This window comes from Enterobacter cloacae complex sp. EB5 (assembly GCF_031432835.1).
Lineage (GTDB): Bacteria > Pseudomonadota > Gammaproteobacteria > Enterobacterales > Enterobacteriaceae > Enterobacter > Enterobacter hormaechei_C.
This window is the reverse complement of the sequence record NZ_CP133860.1, coordinates 1,347,809-1,366,354: the sequence shown is the minus strand read 5'-3', so window position 1 is coordinate 1,366,354 and position 18,546 is coordinate 1,347,809. Positions and strand designations below refer to the sequence as shown.

18 protein-coding genes are annotated in these 18,546 nt (G+C 54.3%); 8 read left to right on the top strand and 10 right to left on the bottom strand.

Features of this window, described 5'->3' with window-relative positions; genetic code table 11:
• Nucleotides 1-36: 36 nt before the first annotated feature.
• Nucleotides 37-1,425: a PLP-dependent aminotransferase family protein gene (locus RHN82_RS06565; RefSeq protein ID WP_047052554.1), complete on the bottom strand. Its 1,389-nt coding sequence runs from the start codon at nucleotides 1,423-1,425 to the stop codon at nucleotides 37-39.
• A gap of 102 nt (nucleotides 1,426-1,527) precedes the next feature.
• Between RHN82_RS06565 and RHN82_RS06560 the strand changes: the two genes are divergently transcribed.
• The 4 genes from RHN82_RS06560 (at nucleotide 1,528) to RHN82_RS06545 (ending at nucleotide 4,789) form a co-directional block, all read left to right on the top strand.
• Nucleotides 1,528-2,007: a carboxymuconolactone decarboxylase family protein gene (locus RHN82_RS06560; protein WP_047052553.1), complete on the top strand. Its 480-nt coding sequence runs from the start codon at nucleotides 1,528-1,530 to the stop codon at nucleotides 2,005-2,007.
• Between the two features lie 181 nt (nucleotides 2,008-2,188).
• Entirely contained in the window at nucleotides 2,189-2,659 is a 471-nt protein-coding gene (locus tag RHN82_RS06555; protein WP_032647140.1) for a MarR family winged helix-turn-helix transcriptional regulator, read from the top strand.
• Nucleotides 2,656-3,723 (top strand): HlyD family secretion protein, encoded by a 1,068-nt coding sequence (locus RHN82_RS06550; RefSeq protein WP_100245294.1) that lies wholly within the window; start codon nucleotides 2,656-2,658, stop codon nucleotides 3,721-3,723. Before RHN82_RS06555 ends, RHN82_RS06550 begins: the two co-directional genes overlap by 4 nt.
• Nucleotides 3,713-4,789, top strand: coding sequence for a DUF2955 domain-containing protein (locus tag RHN82_RS06545; RefSeq protein ID WP_017383864.1), 1,077 nt, complete (start codon nucleotides 3,713-3,715; stop codon nucleotides 4,787-4,789). Before RHN82_RS06550 ends, RHN82_RS06545 begins: the two co-directional genes overlap by 11 nt.
• Here the strand turns inward: RHN82_RS06545 and RHN82_RS06540 are convergent.
• From RHN82_RS06540 to RHN82_RS06530, 3 genes are read right to left on the bottom strand one after another with little or no spacing between them, the layout of a single operon-like run.
• A complete protein-coding gene (locus RHN82_RS06540; protein WP_047052551.1) occupies nucleotides 4,786-6,057 on the bottom strand; it encodes a DUF445 domain-containing protein in 1,272 nt (423 codons plus the stop codon). The genes RHN82_RS06545 and RHN82_RS06540 overlap by 4 nt on opposite strands.
• Nucleotides 6,058-6,060: 3 nt before the next feature.
• Nucleotides 6,061-6,714, bottom strand: a complete 654-nt coding sequence (locus RHN82_RS06535; protein ID WP_047052550.1) for a LysE family translocator — start codon at nucleotides 6,712-6,714, stop codon at nucleotides 6,061-6,063.
• Nucleotides 6,715-6,752: 38 nt separating this feature from the next.
• Entirely contained in the window at nucleotides 6,753-7,505 is a 753-nt protein-coding gene (locus RHN82_RS06530) for an AraC family transcriptional regulator (protein WP_047052549.1), read from the bottom strand.
• A gap of 153 nt (nucleotides 7,506-7,658) precedes the next feature.
• Here RHN82_RS06530 and RHN82_RS06525 point away from each other — a divergent pair, with 153 nt between their 5' ends.
• The gene (locus RHN82_RS06525; protein WP_047052548.1) at nucleotides 7,659-9,029 is read left to right on the top strand and encodes an NAD-dependent succinate-semialdehyde dehydrogenase; all 1,371 of its coding nucleotides are present in this window, start codon (nucleotides 7,659-7,661) and stop codon (nucleotides 9,027-9,029) included.
• A gap of 175 nt (nucleotides 9,030-9,204) precedes the next feature.
• On the opposite strand, the gene RHN82_RS06520 is transcribed toward RHN82_RS06525, so the two are convergent.
• The gene (locus tag RHN82_RS06520; RefSeq protein WP_033486712.1) at nucleotides 9,205-9,750 is read right to left on the bottom strand and encodes a YfaZ family outer membrane protein; all 546 of its coding nucleotides are present in this window, start codon (nucleotides 9,748-9,750) and stop codon (nucleotides 9,205-9,207) included.
• A 400-nt stretch (nucleotides 9,751-10,150) separates the two neighbouring features.
• Here RHN82_RS06520 and RHN82_RS06515 point away from each other — a divergent pair, with 400 nt between their 5' ends.
• The 3 genes from RHN82_RS06515 to RHN82_RS06505 all read left to right on the top strand — a co-directional run bounded on the left by RHN82_RS06515 (nucleotide 10,151) and on the right by RHN82_RS06505 (nucleotide 14,006).
• A complete protein-coding gene (locus RHN82_RS06515) occupies nucleotides 10,151-11,509 on the top strand; it encodes an esterase-like activity of phytase family protein (RefSeq protein ID WP_047052547.1) in 1,359 nt (452 codons plus the stop codon).
• Nucleotides 11,510-11,728: 219 nt separating this feature from the next.
• The gene (locus RHN82_RS06510) at nucleotides 11,729-12,751 is read left to right on the top strand and encodes a glycosyltransferase family 8 protein (RefSeq protein ID WP_047052546.1); all 1,023 of its coding nucleotides are present in this window, start codon (nucleotides 11,729-11,731) and stop codon (nucleotides 12,749-12,751) included.
• A complete protein-coding gene (locus RHN82_RS06505; RefSeq protein WP_047052545.1) occupies nucleotides 12,738-14,006 on the top strand; it encodes an O-antigen ligase in 1,269 nt (422 codons plus the stop codon). Before RHN82_RS06510 ends, RHN82_RS06505 begins: the two co-directional genes overlap by 14 nt.
• A gap of 37 nt (nucleotides 14,007-14,043) precedes the next feature.
• Here the strand turns inward: RHN82_RS06505 and yjiA are convergent, their stop codons facing one another.
• The 5 genes from yjiA to RHN82_RS06480 form a co-directional block, all read right to left on the bottom strand.
• Nucleotides 14,044-14,997 (bottom strand): GTPase, encoded by a 954-nt coding sequence (yjiA, locus tag RHN82_RS06500; RefSeq protein ID WP_047052544.1) that lies wholly within the window; start codon nucleotides 14,995-14,997, stop codon nucleotides 14,044-14,046.
• Nucleotides 14,998-15,007: 10 nt separating this feature from the next.
• Nucleotides 15,008-15,211, bottom strand: coding sequence for a YbdD/YjiX family protein (locus RHN82_RS06495; protein WP_003856610.1), 204 nt, complete (start codon nucleotides 15,209-15,211; stop codon nucleotides 15,008-15,010).
• Between the two features lie 65 nt (nucleotides 15,212-15,276).
• A complete protein-coding gene (locus RHN82_RS06490) occupies nucleotides 15,277-17,430 on the bottom strand; it encodes a carbon starvation CstA family protein (RefSeq protein ID WP_047052543.1) in 2,154 nt (717 codons plus the stop codon).
• Nucleotides 17,431-17,635: 205 nt separating this feature from the next.
• Entirely contained in the window at nucleotides 17,636-17,908 is a 273-nt protein-coding gene (locus RHN82_RS06485; protein WP_047052542.1) for a DeoR family transcriptional regulator, read from the bottom strand.
• Nucleotides 17,909-18,028: 120 nt separating this feature from the next.
• Entirely contained in the window at nucleotides 18,029-18,538 is a 510-nt protein-coding gene (locus RHN82_RS06480; protein WP_003856606.1) for a 4-hydroxyphenylacetate 3-monooxygenase reductase subunit, read from the bottom strand.
• Nucleotides 18,539-18,546 lie beyond the last annotated feature (8 nt).

Genomic DNA, 18,546 nt, shown 5'->3' with positions numbered 1-18,546 from the left:
ATCTTAAATCGGTGCTAATTGGGCAGATATCTGATTTCAGAGTAGTAATTCTTGCGTCTGCCGTTTCGGCCTTTCCAGCAGCTCAACCGCCTCCTGATATGACCGCACGTTGTTATAGCCCATCACCAGCCCGTAGCGTTTTCCTGATCCGCGATACCACGCCGAAAGCGCGTTTACCTGCAATTGCTGTTCCTGCCAGCAGCGGGCGATCTCCCGGTCAGCGCTTCCCTTTGCGAGGAACGCGACAATATGCATTCCACCGTCGTTTTGCTCGATGAAAAACAGATCGCCATAGACCTCACGCAGGGCGGCAATCATCCAGTCGCGGCGGGTTTGATAGAGCGCGCGCATCTTTTTCAGATGACGGAAAAAATGCCCCTCGTTGAGAAAGGCAGTGAGGATCTTTTGCGTCAGCACCGGCTGGCCGCTGGTGAGAATGTCCGCGCTGTCGGTAAACGCGCCGACGGTGCTGGCGGGCATCACCACGTAGCCCATGCGTAGCGATGGCATGATGGTTTTGCTGAAGGTGCCCATAAAGATCACCCTGTCATGCTGGTCGAGGCTTTTCAGCGACGGCAGCACTTTGCGGGTGTAGTGAAATTCGCCGTCATAATCATCTTCGATAATCCACGCCTCGTTTTGTGACGCCCAGTCGAGCAGCTGCTGCTTGCGCGGCAGGGAGAGCGTCACCGCCAGCGGACTCTGGTGCGACGGGGTAACGATGGCGAAGCGGGCATCGTGGTGATTACGAAGCAGGTAGTCCGTATCCATCCCTGCGCGATCGACCGGCACGGTGTGCAGGCGGGGCACAATGCGCTTGAGCAACTGCTGGCCCATAAAGTAGCCCGGATCCTCAAATACCACCTTATCGCTGCGGCTGGCGAGCGTGTCGAGGATCAGGCGCAGGCTGCCGCTGTAGCCGCTGGTGATCAGCACCTGTTCTGCGGTGCAGGATAACCCGCGCGAGATATTGAGATAGCGGGCAATTGCCTCGCGCAGCGGATACCAGCCCAGCACCGGCGGGTTGAGCATTTCATCCTGACGCATGGCGCGCGTCGCCTGGCCTGCCAGCAGCAGCCATTTTTTATAGGGGAAGCTGTCGAGCGCGGGAATGCCGGGGCGCAGAAAACCGGCCCGTTCGCGCTGGCTAATCAACGACGCCGGCAGCGTGCCGGTCGCTTGTTCTGCCGGGGCGTTTTGCGCGGGTAGCAGAAGATCCGGATTCACCCGCGTGCCGCGCGCACCCTGACTCACCAGATACCCTTCACCCGTCAGAATGGCATACGCCGTCTCGACGGTTTTGCGCGCCACCTTCAGCTCTTCAGCCAGCACGCGGATGGCAGGCACTTTGTCGCCGGGCTTCAGTACGCCGCGCGTAATGTTGTCGCGGTAGCGGGTATAAATGTCGTGATAGCCCGGCTTCATGTCCTACCTCATTTCATGTTTTTTGTGTCTTTTTACTATGTCATTAACGGCGTAGATTTGCCTCATCGCATGATAAAAACCGCACAAAAAAGAGGAAAGACAATGAGCACCCGCGTAAACCACCACAAAGCCACACCTGCACTCGCCAACGCGCTTTCCGCCCTGAGCATTGAAGTGGCGAAAACCTCCATTGATCCGGCGCTGAAGCACCTGATCGACATTCGCGTGTCGCAGCTGAACGGCTGTACCTTCTGCCTGGATATGCATTCGAAAGAGGCCAAAATTGCTGGCGAGCGCGAGCTGCGCCTGTACCATCTGGCGGCATGGCGCGAGTCCCCGCTGTTCAGCGCCCGCGAGAAAGCCGCGCTGGCCTTCACCGAAGCGCTGACCCAGATTGGCGTTCACGGCGTGAGCGACGCGCTGTACCGCAGCGTGGCGGAGCATTTCTCGGACGTGGAAATTTCAGAGCTGAACTTCGCCATCGTAGCGATCAACGCCTGGAATCGTCTGGGGATCACCTCCCGCATGGAGCCGGGCTCGCTGGATGCGGCATATGGGCTGAACAAGGCTAACCTGGAGTAATCCTGATAACGCTGCACTCTGGCCTTATCCCCTCACCCTGGCCCTCTCCCCTAAGGGGCGAGGGGACTGCTCTGTGCATATCATTCAGCTCTCTTTCGCAATTCCTGCGCTTTAACTTCTCGTTTCTTGATACTTACCCTGATAACTATTATCGTAATGGCGTACTACGAGAGGGCTCCCCATGAGTGAAGAAGATCTGTTTAACCGCAGGCCGATGGGCATGCGGATGGCGATGATCGTGCGTCAGTGGCGCGCAGTCATCGACGACGCCATCCTCGACACCGGGTTAACCCAGTCGAGCTGGACGGTGATGATGCAGCTCCATCAACTTGGGGATAACGTCTCGGTCAGCGAGCTGGCGGAAGTGCAGGGGATTGAACTGCCTCCGCTAATGCGTACGCTGACACAGCTGGAAAAGCAGGGCTACCTGCTGCGCACCGTCTCGCCGTATGACAAGCGTATCCGGCTGCTGACGCTGACGCCTGAGGGAAAAGCCATTCTTGAGAGGCTCTCTCAGGTGATTGAGACGTATCAGGCGCGCGTATCGCAAAACATCGCGCCGGAACATCTCGATATTTTCAGCGCCACACTCAATCAAATCGCCTGCAATTTGCGGACAATCCGCGAAGAAGATAATAAGACCGAAAAATAATGACTCCTGAACAAAAGTTTGCCCGCTGGGTAAGGGTGAGTATTGCCTCTTTCCTGCTGATGTTTGTCTACTTTATCGTCGCGGATATCTGGATCCCGCTGACGCCGGACTCCACCGTGATGCGCGTGGTGACCCCGGTGTCTGCCCGCGTCTCCGGGTATGTGGCGGCGGTACATGTCCACAACAATAGCCAGGTTAAGAAAGGCGATCTGCTGTTTGAACTCGACGCCACGCCGTTTCGCAATAAGGTCGAAGCGGCGCAGATCGCGCTGGAACAGGCGCGTCTGTCTAACGACCAGCTGGACGCGCAGATTGCCGCGGCGCAGGCCAGCCTGAAAACCGCCGTGCTGACCGCGCGTAACGATAAAGTGACCTTCGACCGCTACCAGAAACTGAGCACCTTGCAGAACGTGTCGCAGGCGGATCTGGATAAGGTTCGTACCACCTGGCAGAGCAGTGAGCAGTCCGTCAGCTCGATTCAGGCGAATATTCATAACCTGCGCATTCAGCGCGGCGAGCGGGATGAGCACCGTAACGTGACGCTGCAAAAATACCGTAACGCGCTGGACGAAGCGGAGCTGAATCTTGGCTGGACGAAGGTCTACGCCGAGGCGGACGGCACGGTCAGTAACCTGCAATTAAGCCCCGGTTTTTACGCCTCGTCCGGTTCGGCAGCGCTGGCGCTGGTGAACACCCGGATCGATATCGTGGCGGATTTCCGCGAGAAGAGCCTGCGGCATACCCACCAGGGGACCGACGCCGCCGTGGTGTTCGACGCCTTCCCGGGGCAAGTTTTCCGTGCCCACGTCACCAGCAGCGACGCGGGGATCCTCGCCGGACAGGAGGCCGTAAACGGTCAACTTTCTGAACCGGAAACCTCCAACCGCTGGGTGCGTGATGCCCAGCGTATGCGCATTCACGTGGTGCTGGACGAAGCCTTACCGAAGCCGCTGCCGACCGGCGCGCGCGCCACCGTGCAGCTCTACAACAGCGAAGGGCCGTTTGCGCGATTCTTCTCCGGGATGCAAATCCATCTGGTGAGCCTGCTTCACTATGTCTATTAGCACCCTGGCGCGGGTATTTACCCCGCACGGCAACATCGTCTATACGGCAAACGACTTTCGCCAGACCCTGCGTATCGTCTTTGCCGGGATGATTGCGCTCAGTATTTCGAGTTTCTACAACACCAGCTACGGCGTGTTTTTTGTGGTCTATCCGATCATGCTGCTGTCGCTGGTGCCGGTGTTTAACCGCCACGTGGCGAAGCAGTTTATTTTCAGCGCCTCGCTGAACTGCGTCGAAATGGTGTTTATCATCGGCTATCTGTCCCAGTGGCCGGTCATTATGACGCTGGTGGTGTTTGCCCTGTACGTGATGCGTTTTCGCTTTATGAGTAAGGGGCCGCTGTTCCTGTTCGGCTCGATGGGCGTGGTTTGCCAGAGCGTAATGCTCAACTTTATGAGCTACCCCACCACCAACTGGCACACGCTTTTATTCTCTAACATCGAAGCGAGCGTGATGGCGGTGTGCCTGAGCGCGCTGATGAACTACCTGCTGCCGGACGTGGAGCCGCGTAAGCCGCCGCCGCTGATCGAGAAAGATGACGCCCGCGTGCGCCACGAGTCGCTGCTCTCCGGCACCGTGGCGACGCTGATTTTCGTGGTGTTCCAGATGAGCGACTTAAGCGATTCGCTTTCGGCGCTGATGGCGGGCATTCTGATCCTGTTCCCGATGCACTATCGCGGCTCGGTTATCAGCTCCATCTGGCGCGTGGTCGGCGTGGTGCTGGGGTGTCTCTATATCCTTGTCGTCCAGCTTATCCTCTACGATCACAGCAGCCATATGCTGCTGATGATGCCGCTGATTGGCCTTGGGCTGGCGTTTGGCGCGCGTCTGCACGTAATGGAGAAGGTCGGCGCCGGGGTAGGCTTCGCCAGTATCACCACCATCGGCATTATGTTCGGGCAGAACATGCACCCGGACAGCGACCTGGTGTTCAGCGATCTGTACCGCATCACCTCCGTCACCTTCGCGCTGGTGGTCACGCTGACGATGGTCTTTCTGGTGCATCTGATCCTGAACCGCTTCGAGGCGACGCGCTACGTTATCGCGCCGCCAAAAGCGGATTAATGCCCCAGCACGGCGGGCAGCTGCGAGAGCAGAAACAGGATCAGGCCAATCGTACCGCCCACCAGGGTACCGTTAACGCGAATGAACTGAAGGTCTTTACCGATATTGAGCTCTATCTGGCGTGACATGTCTTTGGCATCCCAGCTTTTCACCGTGTCGCTGATATGGCGCGTCAGGAACGCGGCGAAATCCGGCGCCACGCGGTGCGCGGCCTGCTCCAGATGCTCATTCAGCGACGCCCGCAGGCTGGCGTCGTTAGTCAGCGTTTCACCAAACCACAGCCCGGCGTTGGCGATACGCTGCTTCACGCGGGAATCGTCGCTCTGCATGTCATTTTTCAGCCACTGGCGCAGGTCAGCCCACATTTCCCCCAGATAACGGTTAAAGGCCTCGTCATTCTTCAGGTAGTGTTTGATATTCTCGGCTTTCGCCGTCATCTCCGGATCGTTTTTCAGATTGTCGATGAACTTGATCGTGGCGCGGTCAAACGCCTGACGGATCTGGTGCGTGCGGTCGTGGCTGATATCGCCCAGCAGCGTGTTCACCGCGTTCGACACCATCTCTGCGCTTTGATCGCCCAGCCATTCGGTGGGCAGCACCATCGCCTTGCGCGGATGCTCGGTCTTAAGCCAGTGGACGATCTGGTCAGCAATAAATTCCCGCGTGCTTTCCCGCTGAATCAGGGTAATCAGGCGGTTGATGATGGCGTCCAGCAGCACCTGGTGACGGTTGTTTTTGGTCATGCTTTCCAGCATGACGGCGCTGGTTTCGGTTAAGTCAACCTTATCGATAGCCTTGTGGACGGCGCGTTTGAGCAGGCGCTGAATGCGTCCGTCATCAGTGAGTTCCAGAAAACCGCCCATCACCTGTACCAGATGCTGCCCCACGCGCCGGGCGTTATCGGGCTGGCTGAACCAGCTCCCAATCATCTGTGCGGGCTCGTAGCGACGGATAAGATCGACAAGGGATTGCGTATCGAGAAACTTTTCCTGCACGAACTGGCCGAGATTATCGCCGATGCGGTCTTTATTGCGCGGGATAATCGCCGTATGGCGCGAGATAAAGGGAATTGGCACCCGGCGGAACAGCGCGACAACGGCAAACCAGTCCGCCAGCGCGCCGACCATCGCCGCCTCGGCAATGGCCTTTACGCCGCGCACCCAGAAGGTTTGCGGCAGGAACAGGGTGGTGATAAACGCTGCGACGGCAATCAGCAGCAGCGACAGCGCAAGAAGCTTGGCGCGTTTGAGTTCGGTATGTTTTTCCATGGGTTAAGGATAGAGGGATACGGGGGAAAAGTGCAAAAACCGCCACAGCACCCACCCACCAAACCCCATCAATACTACCCCCGCCGTGCGCTCTATCAGCCAGAGCGAACGGCTGAGCTTTTGCTGAACTGCCGGTAACCCTATCAGCGATACCAGCGCAAAATCCCATATCAGCACCACCATCACCATCCAGACGCCGCAGGTCGCCTGCTGAAGCAGCGTGACGTCCGGCCCGAGTAACGCCGTCATCAGCGCCAGGTAGAACAACGCGTTTTTGGGATTCAACAGCGCCGAACCCAGCCCCAGCAGGATCTGCTTGCGCAGCGAAGGGCAGCGCTGATGGGTTTCATTCAGCGTCAGCGGCTGCGGGCGGCTTCGCACAAGGAGCGAGCCAATCCACAGCAGGTACAGCGCCCCGCAAAGCTCGATTAGCGTAAACAGCCACCCAAACTGGCGCAGCGCGCTCCAGCCGATAATCACCAGTAAGATATACAACCCGTTACCTGCTGCGATGCCGAGACACAATCCGGCGCTGCCACGCAGCCGGTAGCGGGCGGCGTAGCCCACCAGCAGGAAGAAATCCGGGCCCGGGCTTAACAGGGCAACAAAATGCGCCAGCGCGAGGGCAAGAAAAGCAGAGGGAAATAACAGTTCCATAGCGACCTCAGTGACAAATCTGAGGTCACCTTACGACGTTACGTATCCTGATTATTGTCTGATATTGATCGGCCCGTGGCGTACTGGCGCGGCGTGGCGGCGGTATAGTTCACGAAGGTCTTATGAAAATGACTCTGGTCGGCAAACCCGCTCTGGTAGCCCACGTCGGCGATATCATCCCCCGCGCGCAGCCGCGCTTTGGCGTACTCCACGCGCGAAATATTGAGGAAACTGCCCGGCGTCAGGCCGGTATCCTGCCTGAAAGTGCGGATCAGCGTCTCCTTGCGCAGCGAGAATCGTTGGGCGAGTTCGTCAAGGGAAGGCGGTGCGGCAAGGTCGGAGAGTAACGCCTGCTGAATCTGCTGGCTGGTTGAGCGAGGCGCATTCATCTCACCCGCGCAACGGGGAAGGGCAGAAAGCAGGGTCTCCACGGATGCGGAGGACATCGTCCCGACAACGGCAAGAAAGTGCTTAAAGAGCGTGGGATCGCGAATAACCTGTAGCCCCAGGGGAAGATCGGTGTCGATATAGAGCATATGGTAACTGCGCGGCTTCCCGACAACGGGGTTGCAGCTGTGCGGGGCATAAGCCGGGATCACGATAAGATCACCAGGTTCAAGAACGTACGCGTTGCCGTGACTTACGCAGCAGGTCTGGCCTTCCACAATCGCGCCGATGGAGAGCTGTGGATGGCAATGACGTTTGTATGCCCGGGTGCTCTGCCACGTACTACGCAGCTCAAGGCCTGCTGCGCGGTTAAAGGTCTGGCGGATGTGGCGGGTATCGGTCATAAGAACTCCAGTGGTGAGCGTTTTTTATACCATGTCTGCGCATCGCCTGGCAGCGTCTTGTTAAGAACCCTCCGTATATACCCAACTTTACCTTCAAAGCCAGTCAGATTGACTACCCTTAATACCCTAAGCGGTAAAACAAGGAGATTCGATATGGCTTACCAGACAGTAAATCCTGCCACGAACCAGCTCATCAAAGAATATCCCTCCCACACTGATGCAGACGTTGAAGCGGCGCTGAAGGCAGCCGATGCGCTCTATCACTCCGACTGGGCGAAGGGCGACATAAGCCAGCGCCTGCCGGTGCTGCATAAGCTGGCGGACCTGATCGACGAACGCGTGGAGGATCTGGCGAAAATCGCCAGTCAGGAGATGGGTAAGCTCATCGAACAAAGCCGCGGCGAAGTGAAGCTGTGCGCGCAAATCGCCCGCTACTATGCGGATAACGCGAAGCAGTTCCTGGCCCCGGTGAAGTATGATTCTGAACTCGGGGAAGCATGGGTTGAACATCACCCCATCGGCGTGCTGATGGCCGTCGAACCATGGAACTTCCCGTACTATCAGCTGATGCGCGTTCTGGCGCCAAACCTGGCAGCGGGCAACCCGGTGATCGCCAAGCATGCCAGCATTGTGCCGCACTGTGCAGAGACCTTTGCACAGCTGGTACGTGAGGCGGGCGCGCCGGAAGGGGCGTGGACCAACCTGTTTATCTCGTCCGAGCAGGTGGCGAACATCATCGCCGACGATCGCGTACAGGGAGCGGCGCTGACCGGTTCAGAAAAAGCGGGTAGCGTGGTTGCGGCACAGGCTGCGAAGCACATCAAAAAATCGACCCTGGAACTGGGCGGGAACGACGTCTTCGTGGTGCTGGACGATGCGGATCTGGAGAAAGCCGTGAAGATTGGCGTTAACGCGCGGCTTAATAACGCCGGGCAGGTCTGTACCGCTGCGAAACGCTTTATCCTGCATGAAAAGATTGCAGACGCCTTCCTGAGCAAATTCACCGAGGCGTTTAAGCAGGTGAAAATTGGCGATCCGCTGGACGAAAGCACCACGCTGGGGCCTTTGTCATCCAAAGACGCGCTGGAGACGCTAACTAAACAGGTTAACGAGGCGGTGAAAAATGGCGCGAAGCTGCACTATGGCGGCAAGCCCGTACAGCGTGACGGGAGCTTCTTTGAGCCGACCATCCTGACCAATATCTCGCGCGATAACCCGGCGTATTTCGAAGAGTTTTTTGGCCCGGTAGCGCAGATTTATGTGGTGAAAAACGACGACGAGGCGGTTGCCCTGGCGAACGACTCCCACTACGGACTGGGCGGAGCGGTGTTCAGCCAGAACATCGAGCGTGCGAAGAAAATGGCGTCGCGCATTGAGACCGGGATGGTGTACATCAACTGGCTCACCGACACTGCGGCAGAGCTGCCGTTCGGCGGCGTAAAACGTTCGGGTTACGGACGCGAGCTGTCGGACCTGGGGATCAAAGAGTTTGTGAACCAGAAGCTGGTGGTCGTTCGCAAGTAACGCGGTAATAAAAAACCTGCTATCCGGCAGGTTTGCCATTAACCGTTGCACCGCTTTTCTTGCCGGGTGGCGCTGCGTTTACCCGGCCTACAAAGTGCAATAATTTTAATACATTGCACCCTTCATTGTAGGCCCGTGCAAGCGTAGCGCCGCCGGGCGAAATGCGCAGACAGGCTTAGAAGGACACTCCACCACCTACATATGCGCCGTCGATCAGCGTGTGGTTTGGACGACCGTCTTTACCGTCTACGCTCACGTGGCGATAGCCCACTTTCAGCGTGACAGGTTTGACTGGCGTCCAGCTTACGCCGCCGTTAGCTTCCACATAGTTCTTCACGCTGTTGTTCAGGCCGTCTGGCGCCACATAACCTTCACCAAACACGTGAATGCTGTCCGTCAGCGCAACGTTAACGCCGCCGCCAATCGGGAACGCCACGCCGTTATCGCCTTTTTTCGGGCCAATGTAGATGGCTTTCGCGCCAGCGTTCAGCATCACCGGACCCACTTCCAGGTTGTAGCCTGCCCCAACGCCGCCGGTCTGGGTGCCATCATCGGTGTTTTTCAGCCAGTTGCTCTCCGCATACAGGCCGGATGAGGATTTCCCCATTTCCAGATTGAGGTTAGTAAAGTTTTTACCCTGCTCAATGCTGCCACCCATGGCCAGTGCGGAGCCCGATACGGCGGTCAGAGCAGAAAGGATCAGGACGTTAAGTTTTTTCATGAGTGTTTCCTCGTCATTAAATTAATCTGAGGGCACCTTAACAAGCGATGTTTATGACTGCAAATGTGATAGGTCTCGCATTTTTATGCTGTTTATGTTGGGTTTTTGAATGAGAAATGTTGGTGGATTGTTTATATGGCAAATCGTCAATGCCCAATACATTCGCGTTTAGGGACAGTTTACATTCCTGGCTAAACGTAAAATGAACGAGGCGCAAATAGTCCTTCGCCATGAATTAATTGGGTTTCTAATAATTTCCAAAAGTATTTCAGCTGACACAGATAAAGACAGAGGTTTACATTTCTGGTGATTGATATACGTCCCTCCGGGCCTTTACATGTCATTTTTCTGACACGTTTCTTCATTACGTTGTTGGCTTCACTTACTGGATGCTAACAATATGAAAAGAAAAATTATTCCTGTGCTAATCGGTTGTGCGCTCTCTTTCTCTGGCCTGGCGGCACAGCCAACCGCGGAGCGCTATGTCGTCAGCTTTCCCGAAGGCGCGCATGTTAAATACAGCGGTGCGTTTGCCAGCGCATTCCCGAACGGGCTCCCGGTGGGGATTGGTTCGGGTTTGTTATTCACGGGCAAGCAGGGCGATGCGCTGACGTTTACGACCGTGACCGATCGCGGTCCTAACGCGGATTCGCCAAAAATGGGGAAAAACGATGCCAAAATCTTTGTTACCCCGAATTTCGCCCCGCTGCTGATGACGATCCGCGTGCAAAACGGTAAAGCGGAGGCCGTGGACGCGCGACCGCTGCATGACGATAAAGGCGAGATCAACGGCCTGCCGCTGCAAAGCGGCGTGATTGGCTCCACCAATGAAATCGCGCTAAGCGACACCTTAAAAGTGCTGAAAGGCGATAACCGCGGGCTGGATACGGAAGGCATCACGCCGGACGGGAAGGGCGGCTACTGGCTGTGCGATGAGTATGGCCCGTTCCTGATTAACATCGACAGTAAAGGGAAAATCCTCGCGATCCACGGCCCGCAGGCGACGGAAGGGGAGAAGTCCATCGCGGGTGGTCTGCCAAACGTTATCAAATGGCGTCAGGCAAACCGGGGCTTCGAAGGGCTGACCCGCATGCCGGACGGACGCATTATCGCCGCCGTGCAAAGCACGCTGGATATCGACGGGAAGAGCAAAAAACAGGCGCTGTTTACGCGTCTGGTCAGCTTCGATCCGGCGACCGGGAAAACCGCGATGTACGGCTACCCCATCGACAGCGCGGCCTACAGCAAAAACAGCGACGCCAAAATCGGCGACATAGTGGCGCTGGATAACCACACCATCCTGCTGATAGAACAGGGTGAGGATAAAAACGACGCAATGCGTAACCTCATCTACAGGGTGGATCTGAGCAAGGCGAGCGATCTGGCCGCCTTCGACAAGCCGGGCGAATACCCGGAGTTTGATGATGAGAAAACGCTGGCGCAGCGCGGCATCACCCTTGCGGAAAAAACGCAGGTAGTCGATCTGCGTGCGCTGGGCTGGCAGCAGGAAAAGGCCGAAGGACTGGCGCTGATTGACAGTAAAACGCTGGCGGTAGCGAACGATAATGACTTTGGCGTGAAGGTGGCGATGCAGAAGCCAGTCGAAGGCAAGAAGCTCAAGGATTATCGGGTGAACGCGCAGGGGGCGCTGACGCTGGATGACAAACCGGTTGAAACCACCCTCAGCGTGAAGCCGTTGAAGAAACCGGAGTCCGACAGCGAGCTGTGGATTGTGACGCTGCCGGAGGCGTTGAAATGAGAGCGGATGGTTAATCAACCATTTTTGGAGTAATGCAGCACTGTGCCCATGCGTCTATGGGTATAGTGCTTTTTTGTATATTATTCAAAAGGTTAACCTTGCATTTTTTCAAGGTCATCATGTTTTGTATGATTGCTAAACTAATTAGAGAAAGTACTGGGGAAGGCAGCTATTATTTGTTATCTTATGTATTATAAGTATTCATGAGCTCGATAAATAATGATGAACCCAACCATTCTTAATTTAAACGAAAATATATTGGGCGTGCAAGTAACGAATTTTAATGTCGATGTTGAAGTTCAATATTCAGCCGTTGTTTATGGTGTCGATGAAAATTTTCTAATGCACTGTGGCATCTCGATGTTATCAATTATGGAAAAAACTTCGGAAGTTCCATTGCATTTTTTCATTATCACAGATAAAAGCAATGAAGTTGAGTTTTCCAGATTGCAGTCTATTATCAAGAATACTCAACATGCACTGACAATTATTATTGTATCTGCTGACGCTCTGGATGTTTTTCCTAAAAATTCAATTTTCCCGGTCTCAATATATTTTCGTCTCCTGGCTCCGTATTTAATTAAAAACTATCGCTATTTTTTATATGTTGATGCCGATATTATAGCGCTGAATAGTATTTATGATCTATTAGAAAACCATAAGCCAATAAATAATATTTGTTGTGCTGTCAGGGAGCCGGAGCATCAGACTGCTCTTTCAGAATCTATTAATATCTCTGGTTGCGATTATTTTAATTCTGGCGTTCTTTATGTCGATGCCAGAACGTGGAATGAAAATAAAATATCGCATAAAGTTTTTGAATGTTTACTGGAGCGCGGGGCTGACTTTAAGTATTTTGATCAAGATGCTCTTAATGTTGTCCTGAACGAAAAAGTAATGTTTATAGATGGCAAGTATAATTGCCAAATAAAGGCAGGACACAAAAAGGGAGATTTCATGCGTGAGCCACCTAAGGAAACAATTTTGTTACATTATGTTGGTAGCGATAAACCATGGCAGTTATGGAATCAACAGCAAATAAGCACCCACTATCGTAAATATAAAAAAATGTCACCCTGGTGTGATGTTGAAGATGTTAGACCTCGTTGTGCGAAAGAACTAAAGAAATGCTATAAAATGCTTAATAATAATAAACAGTTTATTGCAGCTTTCTGTATGTTTGTTCGTTATCATTTGACTCGTTTCTTGGAAAAAAGGCAAACTAAACATGTTAAGTCGTGAATACATTAAAAGGTTAAATGTTAACATTATTTTCATTCTTATTGTGTTTACAATTGGAAGCGATCTTTTTATAGAGGCTTATCCAAGAAAACTATTTTACATTGGTTGTTATCTTTCTATTTTTGGCCTTCTTTTTTTGGAAAACTGGAAGGGTTTTCGTCAATGGCTATTGAGTAATAAAATCGCAATAGCTTTTTTATTGAGCATTGTGCTTCTCGGTGCCAGTAAGCTAATTTGGTCGATGATATTTCCGTCGACACATTTACAGGATATTAAAGACAATTATTATGCTGGCGGAAAGTTGCTCATCCTGTCAGGAGTAATGGCATTTTATTTGCTCAAATCCGTAAGTGTAATTTCATTCCAAAGCTGGAAATTCGCTGCTTGCACTAGCGTTGTGCTAGGTTTACTCACCGTTTGGTTTGGTTACCAGGAGCAAGCGATTGGTATAAACAGAATTAAATTGCTAGCCGATGCTGCTACGACTACTGCTTATATAATGGTTGTTCAGTCAGTTCTGTGTTTTTCTCTAATTAAAAAAGCAGTTTCAAATCAGCTTTACCGTACTGTATTTTACATTGCTACATTTTTCATATTCTCTTATTTATTATTGATGACAGAAACCAGAGGCGCCATAGGCACTTTTTTCATTGTCTGCTTCGTCCTGGCATGTTTTGAATTGAGAAATGTAAAGCCTCGTTATTGGTTTTTAGCATTACTGGCAATATCCGTAATTGGCGGAGGTATAGCTTATAAGATGCAAAAGAGAATTGTTGAGGCTTATGATAACATCCAGCAATTACAAAAAAATAATGCTAACACATCTTTAGGAGCACGTTTTGTTATGCTTGACGCAGGACAGCACGTAGCGAGTTTTTCACTTTTTGGTCAAGATGCAGAACAGCGTTATAATAAGGCAAGACAGTATATTGAAAAAAACTACAAAAGCGCAGAAGCGGTCAGAGCTATAAAATATCATTTCCATAACGATATCATTGAAAGCTTTAGTTTACAGGGACTTTTTGGCGTCATTGCTATTATATTATTTTATGTCACTGGTTTTTTAGCTTCCTGCGAAAAAAAGAATAAGTTTAATGTTGGGTTGCTGCTTTATATGTCAGCGCTATTTCTTATGGGATTGACAGATGTCCTCTTCATCCAACGAAATACAGCAATGGTGATTGGTGCTTGTGCTGTAATATTACTTCTCTGCCAGAGAGATGAGAATAAAAAAATAGAAAATGCGAGACAGTAATGAAATCAGGGCCATTAAAAATTGGCCCTGATGTATCTTACTTTTTCAGCCCCGCAAACGCTGCCCGAATTTCTTCTTCCGGCAGCTGTATTCCAATAAACACCATCACGCTGTGCGGCGCTTCATCGCCCCACGGGCGATCCCAGTCGGCGCTGTACAGGCGCTGCACGCCCTGGAACAGCAGGCGGTTCGGTTCGCCGTCGATCCACAGCATCCCTTTATAGCGCAGCAGCTTGTCGGCAAACGACAGCAGCAGGTTCTCCATCACGCGGGAGACCTCGCTGATGTCTACCGGGTAGTCCAGCTCCACCACAATCGACGCCACGTCGTTTTGCTTGTCGGACATAAAGTGGAAGCGCGGTTTCGCGGTGACGTTCTCTTCCAGCATAAAGCCGTTGGTGTTGAACAGCTGAGCGAGATCGATATCGCCGTGCGTCACCGTGTAAACTGGCGCACGCGAGTTGATGCGCGTCAGGCGCTCGCGCAGTTTTTCGCTTTCACCCGCCACGTCGGTTTTGGTCAGCAGAATGCGGTCGGCGTAGCCAACCTGAGACTGGGCGATGGTGAACTGGTTCATCTGCTCGTCGGCATGGACCGCATCGACCAGGGCAATCACGCCGTCCAGCAGGTAGCGCTGGCAGATGATCTCGTGGGAGAAAAAGGTCTGAATAATCGGGCCGGGGTCGGCCATGCCGGTGCACTCGATCACCAGACGGTCAAAGTCGATGTCACCGCGATCGCGGCTGTCGAGCAGGTCCAGCAGGGCGTCTTCTAATTCGTTAGAGCGGGTGCAGCAGATGCAGCCGTTGGTCAGGGTTTTGATCTGCGTGGCGCGGTCGCCAATCAGCTGATCGTCAACCGAGACTTCGCCAAATTCGTTTTCGATGACGGCGATTTTGAAGCCGTGCTGTTCATTCAGGATGTGGCGCAGCAGGGTGGTTTTACCGGCGCCGAGGAAACCGGTCAGCAGGGTGACGGCAATCGGGGTCATGGTTTCTCCTTTAGCAGCAGCGGACGCCGCCTTCTCCACTTCCGCCGTAGCGCGCTTCCTGACGCTCGCGGAAGAATTCAGTGTAGGTCATGTACGGCTTATCCGGATGGTTGGTCTTCATATGCTCAACGTAGTTGTCATAGTCCGGAATGCCAATCAGCATTTTCGCCGCCTGACCGAGGTATTTTTTTGCTTCGCCTAAGTTACCAAACATTGAGGGTTCCAGATAGAAGAAGCCCGGTGGCGCTACGCTTACCGGGCCTACAGTAACATGCTTAATTAATGGTGTGAGGAGGTCTTCACGCCGCCTTCCGGCACCGGTACGTACGGGGTCTCTTTGTCCGTACGGCCCTCAACGTTACGCACTTTCATCCAGGTTTTGATGCCGTAGAAGATAATGCTGTACACCACCACCAGGAACAGAATGCTCAGACCCGCGTTGGTGTAATTGTTCACCACGATATGGTTCATGTTGGCAATCTGCTGCGCGGTCAGATCCGCGCCGCCTGCGGCAATCTTCTCTTTGTACTGGTTAGCCATGAAGAAGAAGCCTTCCAGCTGCGGGTTGGTGCTGAACAGTTTCAGACCCAGCGCCCAGGTAGTGCAGAGCAGCAGCCACAGCGCAGGCACCACGGTGACCCAGATGTACTTGGTGCGTTTCATCTTCACGAGGACAACGGTACCCAGCACCAGCGCCACAGCCGCCAGCATCTGGTTAGAGATACCGAACAGCGGCCACAGGCTCTTCACGCCGCCCAGCGGGTCAACAACGCCCTGATACAGCAGGTAACCCCACAGGCCTACGCAGCCCGCAGTGCCCAGAACACCGGCCACCAGAGAGTCGGTTTTCTTCAGGAATGGCACGAAGTTACCCAACAGATCCTGCAACATGAAGCGGCCTGCACGCGTACCGGCATCCAGCGCGGTGAGGATGAACAGCGCTTCAAACAGAATACCGAAGTGGTACCAGAAGCCCATGTCCGCCCATGGCAGCACTTTGTGGAATACGTGTGCGATACCCACCGCCAGCGTTGGCGCGCCACCTGCGCGGTTCAGCACGGACGGTTCGCCGATGTCTTTCGCGGTCTGCATGATCTGCTCAGGCGAAATCACGAAGCCCCAGGAGCTGACGGTCGCCGCCGCGTGTGCGCTGGCGTCTTTCAGCTGCGCCATGATCAGCGCGGTATTTTCGCCGCCCATCTCATGCAGGTTTGGCATGGTGATGCCGAGACCTGCTGGTGGGGTGTTCATCGCAAAGTACAGGCCTGGCTCGATAATCGATGCCGCAACCAGCGCCATGATCGCCACGAAGGATTCCATCAGCATCGCGCCATAACCGATGAAGCGCGCGTCGGTTTCGTTGGCCATCAGCTTCGGCGTGGTGCCAGAGGAGATCAGCGCGTGGAAGCCAGATACGGCGCCGCAGGCGATGGTGATAAACAGGAACGGGAACAGGGCGCCTTTCCACAGCGGACCGGTGCCGTCAATGTACTGGGTCACCGCCGGCATTTTCAGCTCCGGGTTGATGATCACAATACCAATGGCCAGCCCGACGATAACGCCGATTTTCAGGAAGGTCGCCAGGTAGTCACGCGGGGCCAGAATCAGCCACACCGGCAGCAGCGCTGAGATGAACGCGTAACCGATTAGCGCGAAGGTGATGGTGGTGTCTTTAAATGTCAGCGCCGGGCCCCAGTACGGGTCGTGCGCAATCACGCCGCCGAAGTAGATGGAGGCAACCAGCAGCACGATACCGATGACCGACACCTCGCCAACGCGGCCAGGGCGCAGGAAGCGCATGTAAATGCCCATGAACAGCGCAATCGGTACGGTAGAGCAGACGGTGAAGACCCCCCACGGACTTTCGGCCAGCGCTTTCACCACGATCAGGGCCAGCACCGCCAGGATGATGATCATGATCAGGAAGCAGCCGAACAGGGCGATGGTGCCCGGCACGCGGCCCATCTCCTCTTTGATCATCTCGCCCAGCGACGAACCGTTACGGCGCGAGGAGATAAACAGCACCATAAAGTCCTGCACCGCTCCCGCCAGCACCACGCCCGCCAGCAGCCAGAGCGTACCCGGCAGGTAGCCCATCTGCGCAGCCAGCACCGGACCGACCAGCGGACCCGCGCCTGCAATGGCGGCGAAGTGGTGACCAAACAGCACGTAACGGTTGGTTGGCACGTAGTTCAGGCCGTCGTTGTTAATGACCGCCGGGGTGGCGCGCGTCGGGTCGAGCTTCATGACCTTCTGCGCGATGTACAAGCTGTAGTAGCGATAAGCCACAAGATAGACGGAAACCGACGCGACCACGATCCACAGGGCGCTGACGTGCTCGCCCCGGCGTAATGCGACAACCGCCAGACAGAAAGCACCGATGATCCCGAGTATGGCCCAGGGCACGTGCTTAAGTAGTTTTTTAGTATCCATAATAAGACCTGGTTTTTTATGTAAAGAAAAAAGGGTCAGGGTTCGTTGTGAGGAGGTGTTGATTAATGCTGGAGCGATCGTGCCAGATCCTCGCGCGTGTAAAGCACGGTAAATAGGTGAGTGGTTGAAAGCGATGCGTGAGCGGTCAAAAGCGAGGGTGAGTGGTTAAGGCTCATCCCCGGTGGAAGAAAATATGTGATTGAGATCACTGAGAATAATCTAACCCTGCGGGGGGTTCGTCGTTCGCTTCAGGGCAGTGCACGCAGCGGCAGGGCTGATACACAGGCAGCAGCTGATAGCGCCCTTTGCCGTCGTGTTCAATAATCGGGGAAAGCGCCTGTAAATCGCGGTACACCGTGCGTTCGGTAATGCCAAATTTATGCATCAGATCGCGGCGATTAACGCTTCCGTTGCGGTGCAGGGCAATAATGATTTCAACCAGACGTTCAGCCGAGCGGCTTCGGGGTGAAGGGGCCATAAGACTTTCCAGCGTTAAGGGGGCGGCTGACGACGTCGCCAGCCGCCCCGGAAAATTTATCTTATGGATAGTTAACGGCGCACCTTTGCGGAAACCTTAACGTTTTTTTGTGCAACGGGATCAAACTGCGGCTTCCATCTCCATCATCACCGGGTGGAAACGGCGTTTGAAGTAGATCAGGCCGTGCCCCTCGCTGCTGAGGATGATGTTCTTAATCTCCACAAGGTAGACCAGATGGGTGCCGATGGTTTGCACCTGGGTTATCTCACCTTCCAGGCTTGCCAGAGCGCCTTTCAGCACCGGCTGCGCCAGCGGTCCTTTCTGCCAGCAGGAGAGAGCAAAGCGCTCCTCCATTGCCATGCCGGTCATCCCGGCAAAGTGGCGAGCCATGATCTCCTGCTCGTGGTTCAGCACGTTGACGCACAGTTTGCCGTTGCCCTGGAAGACCGGGTTCATGGCGCTGTTAGCGTTGATGCAAACCATGACCGAAGGTGGGGTGTCCGTGACCGAGCAGACGGCGGTGGCGGTAATGCCGCAGCGACCCGCATCGCCCTCGGTAGTGACCACATTCACCGCCGCCGACAGGCTGGCCATCGCGTCGCGAAAACGCAGGCGTTCTTCAGATTGCATTGAAACCT